General features: G+C 70.0%; 17 protein-coding genes. 6 read left to right on the top strand and 11 right to left on the bottom strand.

Annotated features, from left to right (window positions below; all coding sequences use genetic code 11):
• Positions 1-65: 65 nt before the first annotated feature.
• The 7 genes from T328_RS03175 to T328_RS03145 all read right to left on the bottom strand — a co-directional run bounded on the left by T328_RS03175 (position 66) and on the right by T328_RS03145 (position 7,217).
• Positions 66-371 carry a hypothetical protein gene (locus T328_RS03175; RefSeq protein ID WP_496494252.1) on the bottom strand — a complete coding sequence of 102 codons (306 nt, stop codon included), beginning with the start codon at positions 369-371 and terminating at the stop codon, positions 66-68.
• Between the two features lie 256 nt (positions 372-627).
• Positions 628-1,137, bottom strand: coding sequence for a DUF4279 domain-containing protein (locus tag T328_RS03170; protein ID WP_496494251.1), 510 nt, complete (start codon positions 1,135-1,137; stop codon positions 628-630).
• 92 nt (positions 1,138-1,229) lie between these two features.
• Complete coding sequence (locus T328_RS03165; RefSeq protein ID WP_496494250.1) at positions 1,230-2,780, bottom strand: M28 family metallopeptidase; 1,551 nt, start codon at positions 2,778-2,780, stop codon at positions 1,230-1,232.
• An 807-nt stretch (positions 2,781-3,587) separates the two neighbouring features.
• Positions 3,588-4,232, bottom strand: a complete 645-nt coding sequence (locus T328_RS03160; RefSeq protein WP_496494249.1) for a response regulator transcription factor — start codon at positions 4,230-4,232, stop codon at positions 3,588-3,590.
• Between the two features lie 13 nt (positions 4,233-4,245).
• Entirely contained in the window at positions 4,246-5,568 is a 1,323-nt protein-coding gene (locus T328_RS03155) for a sensor histidine kinase (protein WP_496494248.1), read from the bottom strand.
• Positions 5,569-5,683: 115 nt separating this feature from the next.
• Positions 5,684-6,307 carry a hypothetical protein gene (locus T328_RS03150; protein ID WP_496494247.1) on the bottom strand — a complete coding sequence of 208 codons (624 nt, stop codon included), beginning with the start codon at positions 6,305-6,307 and terminating at the stop codon, positions 5,684-5,686.
• Positions 6,308-6,551: 244 nt separating this feature from the next.
• Positions 6,552-7,217 (bottom strand): TetR/AcrR family transcriptional regulator, encoded by a 666-nt coding sequence (locus T328_RS03145; protein ID WP_496494246.1) that lies wholly within the window; start codon positions 7,215-7,217, stop codon positions 6,552-6,554.
• A gap of 82 nt (positions 7,218-7,299) precedes the next feature.
• Here T328_RS03145 and T328_RS03140 point away from each other — a divergent pair, with 82 nt between their 5' ends.
• Entirely contained in the window at positions 7,300-8,814 is a 1,515-nt protein-coding gene (locus T328_RS03140; protein WP_496494245.1) for a serine hydrolase domain-containing protein, read from the top strand.
• A 49-nt stretch (positions 8,815-8,863) separates the two neighbouring features.
• On the opposite strand, the gene T328_RS03135 is transcribed toward T328_RS03140, so the two are convergent.
• Positions 8,864-9,427 carry a MarR family winged helix-turn-helix transcriptional regulator gene (locus T328_RS03135; RefSeq protein WP_496494244.1) on the bottom strand — a complete coding sequence of 188 codons (564 nt, stop codon included), beginning with the start codon at positions 9,425-9,427 and terminating at the stop codon, positions 8,864-8,866.
• 47 nt (positions 9,428-9,474) lie between these two features.
• Between T328_RS03135 and T328_RS03130 the strand changes: the two genes are divergently transcribed.
• Positions 9,475-10,191: an SDR family NAD(P)-dependent oxidoreductase gene (locus tag T328_RS03130; protein ID WP_496494243.1), complete on the top strand. Its 717-nt coding sequence runs from the start codon at positions 9,475-9,477 to the stop codon at positions 10,189-10,191.
• Between the two features lie 94 nt (positions 10,192-10,285).
• Here the strand turns inward: T328_RS03130 and T328_RS03125 are convergent, their stop codons facing one another.
• Together T328_RS03125 and T328_RS03120 are read right to left on the bottom strand one after the other, a co-directional pair.
• Positions 10,286-10,765, bottom strand: coding sequence for a hypothetical protein (locus T328_RS03125; RefSeq protein ID WP_496494242.1), 480 nt, complete (start codon positions 10,763-10,765; stop codon positions 10,286-10,288).
• A 161-nt stretch (positions 10,766-10,926) separates the two neighbouring features.
• Complete coding sequence (locus T328_RS03120) at positions 10,927-12,087, bottom strand: nuclear transport factor 2 family protein (protein WP_496494241.1); 1,161 nt, start codon at positions 12,085-12,087, stop codon at positions 10,927-10,929.
• 105 nt (positions 12,088-12,192) lie between these two features.
• Here T328_RS03120 and T328_RS03115 point away from each other — a divergent pair, with 105 nt between their 5' ends.
• Positions 12,193-13,104, top strand: a complete 912-nt coding sequence (locus T328_RS03115) for a LysR family transcriptional regulator (protein ID WP_496494314.1) — start codon at positions 12,193-12,195, stop codon at positions 13,102-13,104.
• 83 nt (positions 13,105-13,187) lie between these two features.
• On the opposite strand, the gene T328_RS03110 is transcribed toward T328_RS03115, so the two are convergent.
• Positions 13,188-13,568: a winged helix-turn-helix transcriptional regulator gene (locus T328_RS03110; protein WP_496494240.1), complete on the bottom strand. Its 381-nt coding sequence runs from the start codon at positions 13,566-13,568 to the stop codon at positions 13,188-13,190.
• Between the two features lie 156 nt (positions 13,569-13,724).
• Between T328_RS03110 and T328_RS03105 the strand changes: the two genes are divergently transcribed.
• From T328_RS03105 to T328_RS03095, 3 genes are all read left to right on the top strand, one after another.
• On the top strand, positions 13,725-14,309 hold the full coding sequence (locus T328_RS03105; protein ID WP_496494239.1) for a luciferase domain-containing protein: 585 nt from the start codon (positions 13,725-13,727) through the stop codon (positions 14,307-14,309).
• Positions 14,310-14,479: 170 nt separating this feature from the next.
• On the top strand, positions 14,480-16,231 hold the full coding sequence (locus T328_RS03100) for an MOSC domain-containing protein (RefSeq protein WP_496494238.1): 1,752 nt from the start codon (positions 14,480-14,482) through the stop codon (positions 16,229-16,231).
• 21 nt (positions 16,232-16,252) lie between these two features.
• Positions 16,253-17,689: an aminotransferase-like domain-containing protein gene (locus T328_RS03095; protein ID WP_496494237.1), complete on the top strand. Its 1,437-nt coding sequence runs from the start codon at positions 16,253-16,255 to the stop codon at positions 17,687-17,689.
• Positions 17,690-17,875 lie beyond the last annotated feature (186 nt).

Below are 17,875 nucleotides of genomic sequence, written 5' to 3'. Positions count from 1 at the left end.
CCCCCGTGTGGGGGAGCGACCCTCGGCGGGCTTCGCCGGACATCTGCGCACTGCTACCGAACGTGCTACGGGCGGACCACTGTAAGGGTGGCCTCGAAGCAGGCAGAGTCCGCTTCACGCTGGGTTACGCCCTTAATGCCATCCAGCGCTTCAATGCACTTCAGCATACTTATACTGTCCGTCTCCCTCGCTTTGCAGACCAGCTTCGCAAGCTTGCCCTCGCCGGTGTTCAGACCGTCGGCGGCAATATTGACTTCTCTGAGGCAGCCGGCTGAATCAGCGTGTGCCGGGGCGGCGGCCACCAGTATGCCGCCGGCCACGGCCGCGGCTGAAGCCACTGACGCCGTGAATGCCATCCGCAACTTTCTCACGTGGATAACCTTGAACCCTTCGTCGTTGTGGACGGCGGGGCAGCGAGTGCCTTCAACTACCAGGCATACCAAGGCTATTTAAAGCACCTTCACCAGATGCCCGTTCCTGGGCGCGGTTTACTGTCGCCCGCCGCTGTATCAGGATGCCGAGTCCTTGGCAGAGCTGTCATTGATGCTGACTCCACAATCGATTGGCGCAGGCTCTACGTCCGGGCACAGCGCCGACCCGCCGAGATTTTCTCGCCGGATGACGTCGTCATGGCTGTGCATGCCGTTTCGAGGAGTCGTCTTCGTCGTCGGACGGGTCCGGGGTCATGTCGTACTCGTCGACGTCGAGTTCTGCGCCGGTGGCCGAGAGAAACGTCAGCACGTCCGGGTCCAGGTGCCAGCCGAACAGATTGGGCTGGTCCGGCGAGTCGGGCGAGGGGGTTTGTCCGAGGTCCTCGTCGTCGTTGAAGTAGCGCACGACCTGCAGCACCGCGGAGGTGCCTGCTTCGTCCTGGGCGCTCAGGCGCCGAGTGAGTTCGGCGATACGGTCGGTGTGCGGTCGCAGCCTGTCCAGGACGCGGGCGAGCTGCTCGTCCACTCTCAGGCCGGGCTCCCGGCATACGATCTTCCAGCTGTGGAAGACCGGGCGCGGGGGGTTGCTCACGCGGCTGCCGCGGATCCTCGTCTCGTCTGGTTCCAGGCCCAGAAACGCGGCCATCTCGATCGCGGTGGTGTGACGGCTGCCCAACGCGAAGTAGGCGTACTGGCTCACTGGCATGGCACGAGGGTATTCCGGTCTCGTCGGGGAGGGGCCCAGGCCGTCAGGCCCGGGCCCCTCGTCGATCTGCGCGCAGGGTGCGTGCCGTCAGGTCACTTGGCCACGCCGTGGTGGTGGTGATCCGTGCGCACGCCGCCGTTGCCCGCGTCACCCTCGTCAGCGGGCGCGGACGCGACCTCCTGCCCCAGGGCGCTGAGGTCGTGGGCGTACGTGCCCACGGCGTTGGCGATGATGTCGATGCCGTGGTTGAACGCCGTCATGTTGACGTTGTCGAGGTCGTCGCAGTCGGTGTGGTAGCAGGGGTCGAACGCGATCCCTGCTTCGCCGCCCCACTTCGCGGCCTGCTCCTCGGTCTTGATGGCGTCGACGCCGGTGTTGCCGCCGCCGGAGGGGATGCCGGCCTCGACGAACGGTGCGTAGTCGGAGCGGCCGGAGAGGTCAGTGCCCTCGTGCGGCACGCCCTGCTCGTCCAGGAAGTCGGTGATCTGCTTCTCCAGTTGTGCCGAGCCCTCCGGGCCTGCGCCCTCGCCGTCGGCGTCGGAGTCGTCGCCGTCGTAGACGAACACGCCGTAGTTGGGCGAGGCGATCATGTCGAAGTTCAGGTACGCCCTGATCTGCGACCGCTGCTCCTCGCTGAGCCGCGACACGTAGTCCGCGGAGCCGACCGTGCCCAGTTCCTCCGCCGACCACCAGGCGAACCGGATCTTGTTGCGCGGGTCGTCCTCCGCCTTGGCCAGCTGCTTGGCGACCTCCAGCATGCCACCGGCGCCGGAGGCGTTGTCGTTGATGCCGGGGCCCTCGGGGACGGAGTCGAGGTGTGCGCCGAACATGACCGTGTTGGCGGCGTCGCCGCCCGGGGTCTCGGCGATGACGTTGCGCGTGCTGCGCTCTTCGGTCAGGGTCTGGAGGTCCAGGTTGACGGTGACCTCGCCCTGGTCGAGCAGCCCGGCCAGCGCCTCGCCCTCGGCGAGGGTGATGCCGCCGCTGGGGATGACGGCGTTCGCGGGGTCCTCAAGGGTGCCGTTCACGGGCCCCTCGACGTTGTTGTAGACGAGGACCGCGACCGCGCCGGCGTCCGCCGCGTTGGTCTGCTTCTGCGCGAAGGTGCACTCGCCGCGCTGGATGAGCGCGACTTTGCCCTCGAAATCACCCCCGGCGAAGTCCTCGGCCTCGCAGCCGCTGGTGCCGTCGGCGTCGACCGGCGTAGCGGCGAGCGGCGCCTCGATTCCGCCCTCGGGCGTGGACGGCGAGTACGTCAGCGCCAGGACCTCGACGTCCCGCGCCTCGGGGGAGACGACGGACATTTCCTCCGTCTGCGATTCGAAATACGTGAAGTCGAAGTCGTCGTAGGAGACGTCGTAGCCGGCCTTCTCCAGCTCGTTGTAGACATATTCGGCGGAGGCGTCGTAACCCGGGCCGCCGGCCGCCCGGTTGCCGCCGTTGGCGTCGGCGATCTCCTGAAGCTTCTCCAGGGTCCCCTTCGCGGAGTCGGCATTCGCCGACTCGACCAGTTCGCCGGCCAGATCGGCGGCGTCATCGCCTGGGCCACTCGACCCGGCGTCGGCGGTTGCTGAGGCGACTATGAACAACGGGACGGAGAGCGCGGCGGCGCCCAGCACGGCCGTGAGCCTGCGTCGTATCACAAAAGTCCTTCCAGGGTCTGAGGGTGACGAGCTGTCTGGCGTCGGTGAACCGGGGTCCGGGAAGCGGACGATCAAAGCCAGCCGTCTCAAGTAATACCGAAGCGGGGCCACGGGTACATGCCCATTCGCACTCGGGGAGACCTCCGGCAAGGTTTGATCAAGCTTCCATCAAGGTCAAGCGACTGCCGCCGGCCCGGGGCGGAGCGCCGAGTGGTCGGGCGAACACACAGGGCTCGCAACGAGCATGTCGTGAGACACGACCCCCGGCAGCCCTTTCGCCCTCGTCGTCGCGCAGCCGCAGGGCTCCGTCAGGAGGTGAAAAGCTCCACTACGTCAATCTTGTTGTTCCACGTACCACGGCCCCTGGATCGCCGAGAGGGGGGAGTAGATTCTGCTTTCCCCGGCTCGGACGATGGCCGGCTCGGTCATCTGCCGCGGCAGCGGGGGCCAGAAAGGTCACCCCGGCCAACAGCACGGGTGCCAGAATGATGGAGCGTCGCATGCCTCTTCTCTCCCCGGGGACCGAAGACGTCGCGTCCCCGTCACGCATGGTGCTGACGCCTTGTGCTGTCCTCCCCGCACGAGCGCGCCTCGCAGTGCCGATACTGGTCAGCCATCAGGATCTTGGGTTCGTGCCGGTCTGTCATTGACACTGACTCCACGATCGATTGACGCAGCCTCTACGTCTGGCTCCGTGCCCGGAGGCAGATCGCGGAATGCCCGAACGCCGGGCTGGGTCACTGCCCCTGTGCGTGTGTGACGGCCCGACGTCCGCGGCGTAGGAGGACCGGTCGCCGGCCGGCGATGTCAGCCGTTGAGGTAGTGCAGGACGGCGAGCACCCGGCGGTGGTCGCTGCCCGAGGGTGGCAGGTCCAGCTTGGCGAAGATGTTCGCCACATGCTTCTCGATTGCACGGTCGGAGACGACGAAGGTCTTCGCGATGGCGCTGTTCGTGCGCCCCTGCGCCATGAGGGACAGGACCTCGCGCTCCCGTGGGGTGAGGGCGTCGAGCGCCGAGGCGCGGCGGCTGGCGCCGAAGAACTGCGAGATCACCTCGGGGTCGAGGGCGGTGCCGCCCGCCGCCACCCGTTGCAGGGCGTCGGTGAACTCACCGATGTCCATCACGCGTTCCTTGAGCAGATATCCGACGCCCGCTCCGCCGTCGCCGATCAGCTGTGCCGCGTAGGCTGTCTCCACGTACTGCGAGAAGATCAGGACCCCGGTGCCGGGGTGGTCGCGGCGGATGGTCACGGCGGCGCGCAGGCCCTCGTCGGTCTGCGTCGGCGGGAGGCGGATGTCGATCACGGCGGCCTCGGGTTGGTGGGCGGCGATCGCCGCCAGCAGCGCCTCGGCGTCGCCCACGGCCGCGGCGACCTCCACGCCGCGCAACTGCAGCAGTTGCACCAGCCCGTCACGCAGGATCGCGGAGTCCTCGGCGATGACGACGCGCATGGGGCCTCGCAGCTTATGGATACGGCAGTTCGACGGTCATCATCGTAGGGCCTCCGGCCGGGCTGTCGCAGGTCAGCGTGCCGTCGACGGTACGCACCCGGGCGCGGAGCCCGCGCAGTCCGGTGCCGCCGCCGATCACCGCGCCGCCGTGTCCGTCGTCCCGTACGGACAGGTGCAGCACGCCGCCTTCTCCGCGCACGTCGACCCAGGCGGCAGCGGCGCCGCTGTGCTTGACGACGTTGGTCAGGAGTTCGGCGGCGCAGAAGTAGGCGATGGATTCGATGGCCGCCGGCGGGCGCCGCGGCAGGTCCGTGGTGAGCCGTACCGGCAGGGCGCTGCCGGCGGCGAGCGTGTCGAGTGCCACCTCAAGTCCCTGGTCGAGGACGGGCGGATGGATGCCGCGTACGAGATCGCGCAGTTCGGCGACGGCCTGCTTGGCGCTGCCGCGCGCCTTGTCGACGACGGCGAGCACCTGCTCCCGCCCGGCGTCCGCCCCGAGCAGCTCCGCGATCACGGTGAGTTGCATGCCGAGACCGACGAGGCGTGCCTGGGTGCCGTCGTGCAGGTCTCGCTCGATCCGGCGCAGCACGGCCGCGGCGTCCTCGACGGCATGCGCCCGTGTCTCCTCCAGGGCGCGGATACGCTCCTCGGACGCACTCGGGCCCAGCAGCGTACGCAGCAGCAGCCGCTGCGGCACCAGGGCGCGGCGCAGCAGCCACGGCGCGAGCACCAGCAGCACGACGCCGGCGAGGACCACCGCCGGCCACCGCGGCCAGGTGTCGAACTGCACCCCGGCGACGCTGAGCGAGACCCGGCGCACCACTCCATCGGACCCCCGCTCATGGTGGTAGTTCCAGCGCTTGAGCAGGGGATGCAGCAAGAACAGCACCCCGTAGACGTATGCCGCCGCAGCAAGCACGGGCAGCAGCGCCGTCAGCGGCGCGGCGAGCGCGAACGCGACCGCCCGCCACCCGGCCCGGTCGCGCAGCACTGCTCGCCGCCACCCCAGCAGCGCCACCACGCGCGACGCCGGTTGCGGCGGCGCCGCGACGGACACACCGAGCAGGCGGCCGGCCACCGCCCGCTGCGCGGCGCCGAGCGCCGCGGCCGCACGTACGGTCAGGGCGAGCAGCCACGGTCCGATCGCGGTCACCGACATCGCCCCGCCCACCACGAGACCGACGAGCACCACGAGCAGCGACGTCACCGCAAGCGGCAGCGCCACCACCGCGTACAGCAACGCGGCCAGAGCACGCGGGGCGAAGGGGGCGGACGCGGCGGACACGAGCGGACGCGGCAGCGGCCCGAACCGGCGGAGCGGACGGTGCAGGGACATGACGAAGCGGCCTCGGGCGGACGTGGGCGAAGGGCGCCGGACGCGGGAGGCGCCGGACGCGGGATCCCGGATGTGGCAGGCCCGGCACTCGTCCCGCCTGACCGGCCATTCGATGCTACAGCTGCTGGATCACTGGCGCGCCCAGCAGTGCGCACACGACCGCGACGGCGAGCGCAAGGCCCACCGGCCGCACCAAGCCCGCACGGTTCGTGCCGAGGAAGCCGGTGACCAGTCGCGCCTGCAGTGAGGTGAGGCCCTTCATCACCCACGGGGTCAGCAACAGGAAGGCGAGCCCGCCGAAGACGGCGTGAATGGCCCAGGCCCCGGCGAGAGTGGGGCCACCCCAGGCGTGCGTGGGATCGAGCCCGGGACGCAGCGGATAGCCCACGTTCATCGCCACGACCGACCAGAGGAAGAGGCTGACGACTGCGCCGGCCACGTTCAGCGGTGTCGTGAGCACCGCGTGCGCAAAGGCCAGAGCCCCGACCCGGCGCGGCCGCTCGGCTGCCACCCGCAGCAGTCTGTGCGCCATCGCTCGCTGCAGCCGCCCTGCCGTCCCCGGAGCGATGAGGCCCAGCGGCAGGCAGAGCAACCCGACGGGCACGGCCAGGAGAAGGTACGCCAGCCGCATCCAGGTGTCGGCGATGAACGGGGCCTGAAACACGATCCGCGCGTGCCGGCCCGCTGACGCCGTCCGGGCGCGGTCGGCGGCTGCGGAGCGAGCGAGCGTGGAGTCCATGGCAGTCACCTCTGCGGGAAGGGCCACCGGCCGGTCGGCGGGTGCCGGTGTCGCGGTGTCTCCACACTCCCGCGCGCCCCGGGCCGAAACGATCGTGGCAGCACCCAATCCCAAGGTTCGGTTTCCCGAACCCTGCCAATCTCCCCCGGCCGCATGCGACCGGGTGCAGGCAGAGCCGCGGCAGGTGCTGACGCCGGGAGCCGCCGCGCTGGCCGCCTGCTACGCGGAAAGGGAGCAGGCCCAGTCAGCTTTGCCCTGACGCCCGCGGCTTCTTGACGTACTGCCGGCACTCTCCGGTGAACACCTCGGCCAGCTCCGCCTCGATCACCGACCGCACCAACTCGGCCGCCGGCACCCCGCCCACCCCGGCGGGATCGCGATAGACCTGCATCGCGAGCCCCTCCGTCACGGCGGCGAGCCGTGCGGCTGCCGGCTGCGGGTCCAGCTCCGCCTCGACCTCGCCGCACTCCTTGCCGTTGTGGACGGCCCGGGCGATGTCCTCGCGCAGCCGCCGCGCCGTTGCGACGTCGACCTCGGCCAGTGCGGGCGCGTCCAGAGCGCGCCCGGCGAAGGCCCGGGTGACGCGGAATTCGGTCCGGCGCATCTCGTCCAGGGGGATGAGTTCCGCCATCACCTGGGCCATCACCCATGCGATGGGCTGCTGGTGCTCGATCCCGGCCCGGATCCGCTCCTCGGCCCGGGCGCGGAGACGTGCGGTCACCTCGTTGAACGCGTGGAACAGCATCTCGTCCTTGGTACGGAAGTAGTGCTGCACCAGGCCGACGGACATCGCGGCAGTGGCGGCGGTACGGGCGACGGTGACGGCGTCGAGGCCGTGCTCCGAGATCAGCTCGCAGACGGCAGCTGCGATCTGACGTCGGCGTTCTTCGTGATCGGCAACCCTCGGCACTTGATAACCGTACCACCGTATGGCTATAACTGTACGGCCATACGGTTATGCGTTCCCTCCAGCAGACCAGGGAGAAAGCCCCATGCACATACGACTGCGGCGCATCGTCTCGGGCGCGGCGGCACTGCTGCTGTGCCTGCTCACAGGCATCTCGTCCGCCCGGGCCGGCAGCGCAGACAGCGCAGACAGATTTGCCGCCCTCGACGCCTATATCCACGACCGGATGAACGCCACCCGCACCCCCGGCCTCTCCTACGCCGTGGTCGGCCCCGACGGCCCGGTCCACCAGCGCTCCTGGGGCACCGACGGACACGGAGAGGCCGTCACCGCCGACACCCCGTTCCTCTGGGGCTCGGTGGCCAAACCGGTCACCGCGAGCGCCGTGATGACCCTCGTCCAGGACCGGCGGCTCCGCCTGGACGACCGGGTGGTCGACCACCTCCCGGAGTTCCGGTTCGGCGGCGCCGCGCACGCCTCGCGGGTCACCGTCCGGCACCTGCTCAACCAGACCGCCGGTATACCCGGGTCGGCCACCTTCAAGGTCACCGACTGCGTGGACGCCGACTGCCCACGCCCAGCCGACCGCATCGGTGCGCTGGACGACGTAGAACCGCTGGGCCCGCCCGGCGCCGAGTACGCCTACAGCAGCGCCAATTACCTGCTCCTGTCCGCCGTGGTCGAGGCCGTCACCGGACAGCCCTACGCCGACCACCTCCGGCGGTCCGTGCTGGACCCGGCCGGGATGGACGGCGCCATCACCGGCCAAGCCTCAGCCCGCGAGCGGAAACTGGCGCCGGGGCACCAACTCCTCTGGGGCGTACCCGCCGCAACCGCCGACGGCGTGGACGACAGCGGCGCGGGCTACGGCTACCTGGGCGGAGACCTGCACGACCTGGCGGCCTTCGCCGCGTTCCAGCTCCGCTCGGGCAGGACCGCCGACGGCGGCACCGTCCTCACCGAGGGCTCGGTCCGCCTGATGCGCAAGGAGGGCCGGCTCCAGCCCGGCGGCGCGGGCACGGGTTACGGGCTGGGCTGGCGGGTCGGCGGCCTCAAGGCGCCGCTCGACCAGTCCGTCTGGCACACGGGCGGCACCCCGGGCTACTCGGCGATGCTGTTCCTGCTGCCCGCACGGAATCGCGCACTCGTCCTCCAGCAGAACCTGTACGGGCTGGCGCAGGACGGCGCGATGATGCAGGTCGGCTTCGGCGCCGCCCGGGTACTGGCGGGCGCTTCACCCGGCGACAGCGCGTCCGCGACGACGTACTACGCCATGGTGTGGGGCCTGACCACCCTGGCCCTGACCCTGCTGCTGGCGGCCGTCCGCTCGACTCTGCTGCTCCGCCGCCCGCGGTGGACGGCCCCGACACAGCGCCGCGTCGCGCTGACCACCCTGTGGTGCCTGGCCGGCGCCCTGCCCTGGATCGCACTGGCGCTGCTCGCCGACACGATCAGTCCCGGCCAGTTGTGGACCTGGGTACCCGATGCCTTCATCGCGGTGGCCGTAGCCGCGGTGGCCGGCGCCGCCCTCATCGTCCTGCGCCTGATCCGGGCGCTGCGACCGCCCCACCGGGGTAGTGCTGAGACGAATGCACGGTGACGGCCTCCCTTAACTTGTTCCTTCAAGTCACCTTCGCCGGGCGGCCGGTTCAGCGCCCTTCGGGGGCCGTGCGCCGGCGGACGTCGGTCATCAGTTTGTCCAGCAGCTCGATGAGCGCGGTGAGTTCGCGTGTCGACAGGCAGCTGACGAGTGTGGCCTCTCGGCCGAGTACGGCATCGACGGATCGCTCGATGAGCGCGTGGCCTTCGGCTGTGAGGCTCACCAGGACGGTTCGGCGGCCGGTGGTCCCTGGTGCTCGCTGGACGAAGCCGCCGCGTTCGGCTCGGGCGACACGCTGAGAAATGGCTCCCGCGGTCACCAACGTCGCCTGTGCGATCTCTCGGGTGCTGAGGGTGTAGGGCGGCCCGGATCGGCGGATGACGGACAGCAGGTCGAGGGTGGCTGCGTCGATCCTCGCCTCTCTCAGCACCCGGTTGCGGTCATCGGCGAAGAGCTTGGCCAGCCGCCAGATGGGGGTGACGATCTCGATCGATTCGGTCGGGGTGCCCGGTCGTTCCCGCCGCCAGGCCGCGGCGATCTCGGCGGCGGAACGGGCAGGCGCGGGGTCCCCCGATGTGACGGCGGCGTCGGCCACGGTGCGATCCCCTGTCATCGTCAGGTATGTTTAGGTCTAAACGTAGCATTCAGCAGGAGGATCCTTTGACCCGCACCGTGCTCGTCACCGGAGGCACCAGCGGCATCGGCCATGCCATCGCCCGTAGATTCGCCGCCGACCAGGCAGAGGTCTTCATCACCGGCCGCACCCCCGAGACCGTCGAACAGACCGCCAAAGAGCTGGGGGTGCACGGCGTCGTCTGCGACGCGGCCGACTCCGGGCAGGTCGAGGCGTTTGCCGCCCGGCTCAACGAGGTGGACGTGCTGGTCAACGCCGCCGGCGGCTTGCCTCAGGCAACCTCTGGTGAAGGATCAACACTGGACGTGTTGCTCGCCCAGTGGCATGCCAACCTGGCTCAGAACCTACTCACTGCGGTGCTGACCACGGCCTCGGTCCAAGACAAGCTCACCAGTGGCAGCTCCATCATCAGCATCGGCTCGATCGGTGCCGAGCGCCGAGGCGGGTCCTACGGAGCAGCCAAAGCGGCTCTGGCCGCATGGAACGCTTCGCTGTCCGCCGAGCTCGCTCCCAAGGGTGCCACCTGCAACGTCATCTCCGCGGGCTACATCGCCGACACCAACTTCTTCCACGGTCAGCTGAGCGACGAACGCCGTCGCGCTCTTGTGGAGGAGACACACAACAAGCGACCGGGCACGGTCGACGACATCGCCCAGACGGCCTACTTCCTCGCCTCCCAAGGAGCCCGTCACCTCACCGGCCAGACCATCCACGTCAACGGAGGCGCCTTCACCACGCGGTAGTGAAGTTCCCCCAAGGCCGGGTAGTTAAGGTCCGGGCCGGGGCTGCAAGGCGAGGGAAGTCGCTGTTCGGAACGTGATCACCGCTGAGAAAACCTCACTCGTCCGTGGATTCGACGAGCAGGCGGAAGCGGGCGATGCGGGTACGATCCGCCGCGGCCAGCGCCTCCTCGGGGGTGGGGACGCGGTCGCGTGGGATGCCGAGGTAGTTGAGGAAGCCCTCCTTGATCGGGCCATGACGGCGGGCGTGCTCCACCAGTAGGCGCGCCACCTCCGCCCGGTCCTCCACCAGCGAGGTCTCGGCGGTGAGTTCACGGCCGCGCAGCACCAGGCGCACCGTTTGCGGCTCCTCGAAGGCGCTCTCCACGGCGCGGACGATGAACAACCAGATCTCGTCCGGATTCCATTGGTGGTAGGGCATCGGAAGCTGGCGCCTGTGCCCCCGGCCGGGGCTTTCGTACGTGAGCAGCATGAAGCGGCGGCTGAAGAGCGGGTGCAGCGGGGAGCGCAGCAGCAGGCGGATCACATGACCGGCGGTCAGGTAGAGGAGGGCGGCCGGTGGCCAGAAGCGAGTCATACGCGGGCTCCTTCCCATGTATGCCGAAGCCGACAGCCTCTGACAGACTCGACAAGAGCCCCGAGACGCCATCGACTTGGCCGAGGCACCGGACACCCGCCGATCCCAGCGCACCTGTCCACGAAAACTCCGACTCAACGTCACCATGGTTGCCCGTCCTGTCAGGCGTGTCGGTGGTAGACCTTGTTGGCGATGCGCCAGCGGCCATCGACGTGGACCAGCAGGAGGATGTCGGTGAAGGTGTCCGGGCCGTGCCAGAGCGTCATGGAGGCGGTCGCGACGGTGCCGTGGACGTCGATGGCGTCGATGCGGCGGGAGCGGGTCGCCTCGTCCGGGGCGGGCCGGCCGGGGAAGATCGCGCAGTACTCCTCCAGGCGCCAGGAGACGAACTCTCCGTCGCGGATGCCTTCGATGTGGGCGGTGGGCAAGAACGCGTCGCGGAAGTGGGTGGGGTCGCCGGTGGCGTGTCCGCGGATGTAGGCGCGGAGTGGCTCGAACACGGTGGCCTCCACGGCCGGGAGCGTGGCGGCGGCGGCGATGTCGGCCTCGGGGTCGGCAGGCGTGTCGGCCAGGTCGGCTGCGCTGCGCAGGGGGGTGTGTGACGCGGCGGCCAGCAGGGCCATGTCCTTGGCCAGCGCGCCGAGGGTGAACTCGGCCGTGGCGGGTGCGGTGGTTGGTTGGCTTTCGAGGAAGGGGCGCTTACGGGTGACGAGCGCGCCGAGCTGGCCGAGTTCGAGGACGTCGAGCACCTGGGCCCGGGGCAGGCGCAGGGCGTCGGCCTGCTGCAGTGCCTCGCGCAGCGCGAGGAGGGAGCCGGCGAGGCTGCTGTTGGCGACCAGCTTCAGGGCGGCGGCCGTAGCGGCGTCGTCGACGCGCCGCACGGTGCCGAGTGCCTGCAGAATCGGTCGGACGTGCTTGAGCGCGTCGTGGTCGGCGGCGGCGAGGATCTGCAGGGTGCCGGCCGCGGCAGCCGGCACGGAGCCGAGCACGGGCGCGTGGACGTACGACGGGCCGAGTTGCCGCGCCAGGCTTGCCGCCTCGGCGGGGGCGACGGTGCTGGTGTTCACGACGATCGCGTCCGGGCGCAGCGAGTCGCGGACGTGGGCGAGGACCTGCTGGCAGGCTGGGCCGTCGAACAACGCCAGGAGCACGGTGTCGGCCTTGGCCACGGCGTCGCTCGCGTCGCCGGTCGTGTCGAGGGTGCCCACCGCGCGTGGGGAGCGTGTCCAGCCGACGACGTCCCAGTGGTGGTCGAGTCGTGTCGCGATGGCGGTGCCCATGCGGCCCAAGCCGAGGACGGCGATGGTGTGCGGCGCGCTCATGGAACCCAGCGTGGGGGCATCACGACGTCTGCGACAAGCGACTATCTGGCAGGATGGCCATGCGGGAGACGCATACCACCTGCCCATACTGGTGTGATGGATGCGATGGAGTTGACGACGTGGCGGACGTTCGTTGCGGTGTGCCGGCTCGGATCGCTGTCGGCGGCGGCCACCGAGCTCGGTTACACCCAGTCGGCCGTGTCCCGGCAGATCGCCGCCCTGGAGCGCCAGCTGGGGGTGGCGCTGGTGTACCGGCAGGCGCGAGGCGTGCGTGCGACGCCGGCCGGAGAGGTGTTCCGTCACCACGCCCGGGTGGCGCTGAACGAGGTCGACCGCGCCGTGCGTGCCGCACGGGACGCTCGTGACGGGCTGCCCCCGCAGCCGCTGGCTGTGGGCGCGACGCCGTCTCTGGCCGCCGGGATCGTGCCCGCGGCGATCCGCCGCCTGCTGCAGAGAACCGCTCCCCTCCGATGGAGCCTGTTGCCCGGGCTGAGCCCGCAGTTGCACGACCGCGTACTCGCCGGCGATCTCGACGTCGCCGTCGTCACCGACGCGCCACCGGGGCTGCCCCATGAGCCGCGGGTCGAACGACGGTTCCTGGGGATGGACGAGATGGTCGTGGTGCTGCCCCTCGGCCATCCGCGAGCCGGGCGCGGTCCGGTGCAGATCAGGGCGCTGGCCGACCAGACCTGGGTCGAGGACAACGACGGCTCGGCGGCGCTGCTGCGCCAGCACGCCGCCCGAGCCGGAGTCACCCCCCGCATCGACCTCACCGCGGCCGACCTGCCCGGCAAGATAGCCCTGGTCGCCACCGGCCACGCCATCGCCCTGATCCCCGGAGTGCTGAAGTCCGCGCTGCGCACCGACGTCACCACCATGGCCCTCGTCGACCCCCCGACCCGCGGCATCTACGCGATCACACCACGCCGCGAGCCACACCCAACGACAGCACCCCTCCTCGACCAGCTCAAGACAGCCCTCGATCACCATCGTCCCGCCCAATCCGCCCCCCGGTGAGCGTTGTTCGTGCGCCCAGCAGTCCCCGGCGGAGCAAGATGGTGAGCGGTCCATGGCAACGTCGTGGACGGCGAGGCTGCGCGCTACGGTCTGGCCGGATCGGGCTGCTCGGTGCTGTCGTAGGTGCGGCGGGCGGCGTCCACCTGGTCGAGGTGCTTGTCCGACCAGGTGACGAGGGCCTGGAAGACCGGGCTGAGGCTGCGGCCGAGCTCGGTGATCTCGTATTCGACGCGGGGTGGAATCTCAGGGTGGTAGGTGCGCGTGAGCAACCCGTCGCGTTCCAGCTGGCGTAGGCGCTGGGTCAGGACCTTCGGTGTGATCGGGCCGAGGAAGCGCTCCAGCTCGTTGAAGCGCAGCCGGGGGCCGTGGTGCCGAAGCACCCACAGGATCGGCGTGGTCCACCGGCTGAACACCAGGTCCACCACCGGGCTGATCGGGCAGACCTGCCCCGGCCGTTCCTTCATAGCGACTCGCCCTTTCCGGCTCTTTCCCTGCGGACCAGCGAGATATCGCAGGTGAGAGCCACTATCTTCTAGGAACCTACTATATTCTAAATGCTAGCTTCCTCGTGCAGCGAAGAATACGCCAGAGCCGATGCGGTACGACACGAGGAGCACGCCATGGCATCACTGCACCTTCCTGTACGCGCAGGAGCCCGCCCCGAGACCGGGCCCTCCGTCCCGCACGTCCAGCTGTCCCAGACCAGTCCGCCGGCGGTGCGCGCATCGCTCCGGGACTGGATGTCCACCGCCGTGCCCGGCGTCGTCACAGGGCCGAGCGAGATCTCCGAGCCGGTGAAGATGACGCGGTGGATCTCCACCACCTTCCCCAACGTCGATCTCCCCCACGACCTTCCGGGCGAGGAGGCGCTGGGACTGTTCCTGGACGGCGTCGCGCCGGCGGACGGCGCGGTACTCATGCCGCCGCGGCTGACCGCGGAGTTCGCGCACCTCCACCCGGACGGCAGCCTGCACCTGTCGCTCGCGCCCGGCGACCAGCAGGAGTTGATCGGCAAGGGCTGGGGCGAGCGGCACCCGCTGTACTCCGCCCGGATCAACGTCGTCATGCTCTACGGGCCGCGCACCGGCGAGGAGTTGGACGTCGCACGGTCTGTGATCCGGTCGGCGTACCGCTACGCCACCGGCAAGGACGCCACCCGCGACGAGGGCTCGCTCGTGGACCGAGACCGGATCGGTCCCCGGTGAACCGAGCAACGGCCCGCTTGGCCGCCTGGCGTTCCGGGCCCCACAGCCACTGGTCGCGATCGGCGTCGGCGCCCCCCAAGGCGGACAGGCCGCTGCTCTCTTGAACTCCGGCGCGATTGTCTAGTGACAATACATTGACAGGAGAGAATTGTAATGTTACTTTCGCTACCATGACGTACAGGTTCTCCGGGGCGCTCCTCTCGGTCAACGTCGGGGAGGCGAAGCCGATGACCGTCCAGGGAGAGACGATCATCACCGGCTTCGACAAACGCCCCACGGATGGCGCCGTGCGGGTCGAGGCGAGTGGCCTGGTCACTGACGACCACGTCGACGACGCGGATGATCTGGACCGCGCGCTGCTCTTCTACCAGCGCAGTTACTACGACAGCTGGGACAGCGAGCTCGGCCGGCGGCTGCCCCACGGCACCTTCGGCGAGAACCTGACCATCGACGGACCTGCGGACAACGAGGTCATGCTCGGCGACGAACTGCGCATCGGCCGGGTCCGCCTGCGGGTGACGCAGCCGCGCATCCCCTGCCGGAAGATGGCGGTCCGGCTCGGGGAGGAGGACTTCCCGACGCGTTACCTGCGCAGCGGGCGGACGGGCTTCTTCTGCAGCGTCATCGAGCCCGGCCTCGTCCGGCCCGGCGACAAGATCGAACTGCTGCGCCGGAGCGAGGACGGCATGTCCGTGGCCGACCTCGCCCGCATACTGCATCTGCAGCAGTCCGACGTCGAGGAGCTCAGCCGCGTCCTGGCCTGCTCCGCGCTGCCGACGGCTCTGCGCGCCAAGGCCGAAACGCTGCTCCGCCGTGCCCGAGGAAGCAACGAGGGGGCGCGAAGCCGTGCACTGGTCGTCACGGCCCGCCGACCTGAAGCGGCCGAGGTGGTCTCCTTCGACCTGGCCGACCCGGACGGTGCGTGTCTGCCGGATTTCGAGGCGGGGCAGTTCCTGACCCTGTCGCTCGATGTACCGGGCCGCGACAAGCCGGTGGTACGGACGTACACGCTGGTCGGGCGCAGCGAGGACGGCCACGGCTACCGCATCGCCGTCAAGCGTGAACCCGCCCCGGCCGATACGCCGGACGCCCCCGCCGGGATCGCCTCCGGACACCTGCACGCCCGGGTCGAGGAGGGGGCGCGGCTTTTGGCGCGCTCGCCGCGTGGGCGGTTCGTCGTGCAGCCCGGTGACAGGCCGGTGGTGCTCGTCAGTGCGGGGATCGGGATCACGCCGATGCTCGCCATGCTCGAACAGCTCGCCGGACGCGAACCGGGGCGTCCGGTCCTCTTCGCACATGGGGCCCGCTCGTCGCACGAACTCGCTTTCGGCCCGCATGTGCGCCGCCTGGTCGAGTCCGGTGAGCAGTTGCTCATCCATCTGATGTTCAGCCGTCCCGCGCCCGAGGACGTCCTCGGGCGGGATTTCGACGAGGCCGGTCGGCTCACTTCCGCAGCACTGGAGCGGGTCCTGCCCTCGCTGGAGGCGGACTACTACATCTGCGGGCCCGCCGACTTCATGGCCGACATGGTCGCCGGCCTGACCGACCGCGGGGTACCAGAAGACCGGGTGCACTTCGAGTTCTTCGGTGCCGCGAGGTCCCTGCTCAGCGCCGCCGAGGGCGCGGGCGCGGAGGCGGGTCCGGTGGCGGTTGACGCCGAGGGACGGCCGATCGTCGTCACCTTCGCCCGCTCGGGGATCGCCGTCGAGTGGCGCGAGAACACCTTCAGCCTGCTCGCGCTCGCCGAACGGGCCGGCCTGCGTCCCGAAGCCTCCTGCCGCACCGGGGTATGCGGGACCTGCGTGTGCAGGATCGACGACGGCGAGGTCGAGTACGCGATCGACCCGGTGAACGACGTCCAGCCCGGACAGGTAACAGTGTGCTGTGCTCGTCCCACCACGAGCGTCATGATCGATCTGTAGGTCCACAGCAAGAGGAGGGTGATGTCGGCCGATCCGAGCCTGTTCACGGAGCTGCTGGAGGACACGGTCCAGACGAGACCGGTCTACCGGCGCATCGCGGAGGTCATCGCCGCCGCCGTGACGACCGGCCGCTTGGTGCCGGGAGACCGCCTGCCGACCCACCGTGAGCTGGCGCGCGAGCTGGGCGTCGCGGTTCCGACGGTCAGCCGCGGGTACCGCGAGGCCGAACAGCAAGGGCTGATCAGCAGCACCGTCGGGCGGGGCACCTTCATCTCGGGTGGCTCAGGCATTCCCCACCTGCGGGACACGCCGGCTTCCGGGCAGCCCGCCGCTGACGGGCGGCTCGACATGGCGGTCAATGCCCCCGCCAGAGGTATGCACGAGGAACTGCTGCGCAGGGCGCTTTCTGCGATGTCCACCACCGTCGACACCCGCGTGCTCCTGGGCTACGAGCCCGACATCGGCAGCTACGAGCACCGCCGGAGCGCAAGCAGATGGCTGGCGCGCAGCGGCCTCGATGTCGACCCCGGTCAGGTGGCGATCTGCCATGGGGGCCAGCACGCCCTCCTGGTGGCGCTCGCCGCCTCGCTCCGGGCCGGCGAGGTTCTGCTCATCGAGTCTCTGACGTACCCCGGGGTCAAGTCCGCCGCCCAACTGCTGGGCGTCGGGATGTCGGCCGTCGCCATGGACGCGGAGGGCCTGATCCCGGAGGCGCTGGCGGAGGCATGCGCGTCCGGTACGGACGCGAAGGCGCTGTACTGCATGCCCACCGCCCACAATCCGACCGCGATCACCCTGTCCCCGCGGCGACGGCAGGCGATCGTCGACATCGCCCGCCGCCACGACCTGCTGATCATCGAGGACGACGTCTTCGGACTGCTGCTCCCGGACACCGACACCGACGTCACCCCGCTGGCCGCCCTGGCGCCCGAACGCACCCTCTTCCTCACCAGCCTGTCGAAGATCCTGGCGCCGGGCCTGCGCTGCGGATTCCTCGCCGGCCCGGCCGAGCTGGCCGACCGCCTCGGTGCCCTCATCCGCGCGACCGTTTTCAATCCCTCGCCGCTCTCCACAGCCGTCGCCATGCGCTGGCTCGACGACGGCACCGCCGACCGGCTCCTCGACTGGCAACGCGAGGAGATGGCACATCGGCGAGCGGCAGCCGCGCACCTGCTCAGCGCACAGCGCGAGATCAGCCGCGTCAGGACCGCCGCCCTGCACGCCTGGGTGGAGCTGCGCGAACCCTGGAGCGCGTCCGATGTGGTCGCGCTCGCGGACGGTCTGGGCATCTCCATCAGCCCCACGCTGTACTTCGGCACCGGCGACCAGGCCGTCCCCCGGGGAGTCAGGCTCTGCCTGGGCAACGCAGCCGACGTCCCCACACTGACCACCGCGATCCGCAACCTGCTCGACGGCCTGGACCGCGGGCCGACATGGGCCGCGGGCACCCACGTCTGACGGCTCCTCACGGCACGGCGACAGCTCACGGAAACACAGACCCAGGAACGGGAGACCGACTTGCGGGACATGACGCATTCCAGACCTGGCCGTCCTACGGGTCTCCTCCTGTGATCGGTATCGCGCGCAAAATGGACGCGTGTCGTCTTTCGATCAGATCCGTGTCCGGCTGCTCCGTGGCGCCCG

Source organism: Streptomyces sp. CNX435 (assembly GCF_059570575.1).
Note: the sequence above shows the minus strand (reverse complement) of the source record. Positions and strands in the feature narration are given on the sequence as shown.

What these genes read in the sequence shown, in the direction of transcription:
- T328_RS03170 (WP_496494251.1), bottom strand. Translation starts at nt 1,137, where the DNA reads ATGCCAGTGAGCCAGTACGCCTACTTCGCGTTGGGCAGCCGTCACACC.
- T328_RS03160 (WP_496494249.1), bottom strand. Translation starts at nt 4,232, where the DNA reads ATGCGCGTCGTCATCGCCGAGGACTCCGCGATCCTGCGTGACGGGCTG.
- T328_RS03155 (WP_496494248.1), bottom strand. Translation starts at nt 5,568, where the DNA reads ATGTCCCTGCACCGTCCGCTCCGCCGGTTCGGGCCGCTGCCGCGTCCG.
- T328_RS03150 (WP_496494247.1), bottom strand. Translation starts at nt 6,307, where the DNA reads ATGGACTCCACGCTCGCTCGCTCCGCAGCCGCCGACCGCGCCCGGACG.
- T328_RS03140 (WP_496494245.1), top strand. Translation starts at nt 7,300, where the DNA reads ATGCACATACGACTGCGGCGCATCGTCTCGGGCGCGGCGGCACTGCTG.
- T328_RS03135 (WP_496494244.1), bottom strand. Translation starts at nt 9,427, where the DNA reads ATGACAGGGGATCGCACCGTGGCCGACGCCGCCGTCACATCGGGGGAC.
- T328_RS03125 (WP_496494242.1), bottom strand. Translation starts at nt 10,765, where the DNA reads ATGACTCGCTTCTGGCCACCGGCCGCCCTCCTCTACCTGACCGCCGGT.
- T328_RS03120 (WP_496494241.1), bottom strand. Translation starts at nt 12,087, where the DNA reads ATGAGCGCGCCGCACACCATCGCCGTCCTCGGCTTGGGCCGCATGGGC.
- T328_RS03115 (WP_496494314.1), top strand. Translation starts at nt 12,193, where the DNA reads ATGGAGTTGACGACGTGGCGGACGTTCGTTGCGGTGTGCCGGCTCGGA.
- T328_RS03110 (WP_496494240.1), bottom strand. Translation starts at nt 13,568, where the DNA reads ATGAAGGAACGGCCGGGGCAGGTCTGCCCGATCAGCCCGGTGGTGGAC.
- T328_RS03105 (WP_496494239.1), top strand. Translation starts at nt 13,725, where the DNA reads ATGGCATCACTGCACCTTCCTGTACGCGCAGGAGCCCGCCCCGAGACC.
- T328_RS03100 (WP_496494238.1), top strand. Translation starts at nt 14,480, where the DNA reads ATGACGTACAGGTTCTCCGGGGCGCTCCTCTCGGTCAACGTCGGGGAG.
- T328_RS03095 (WP_496494237.1), top strand. Translation starts at nt 16,253, where the DNA reads ATGTCGGCCGATCCGAGCCTGTTCACGGAGCTGCTGGAGGACACGGTC.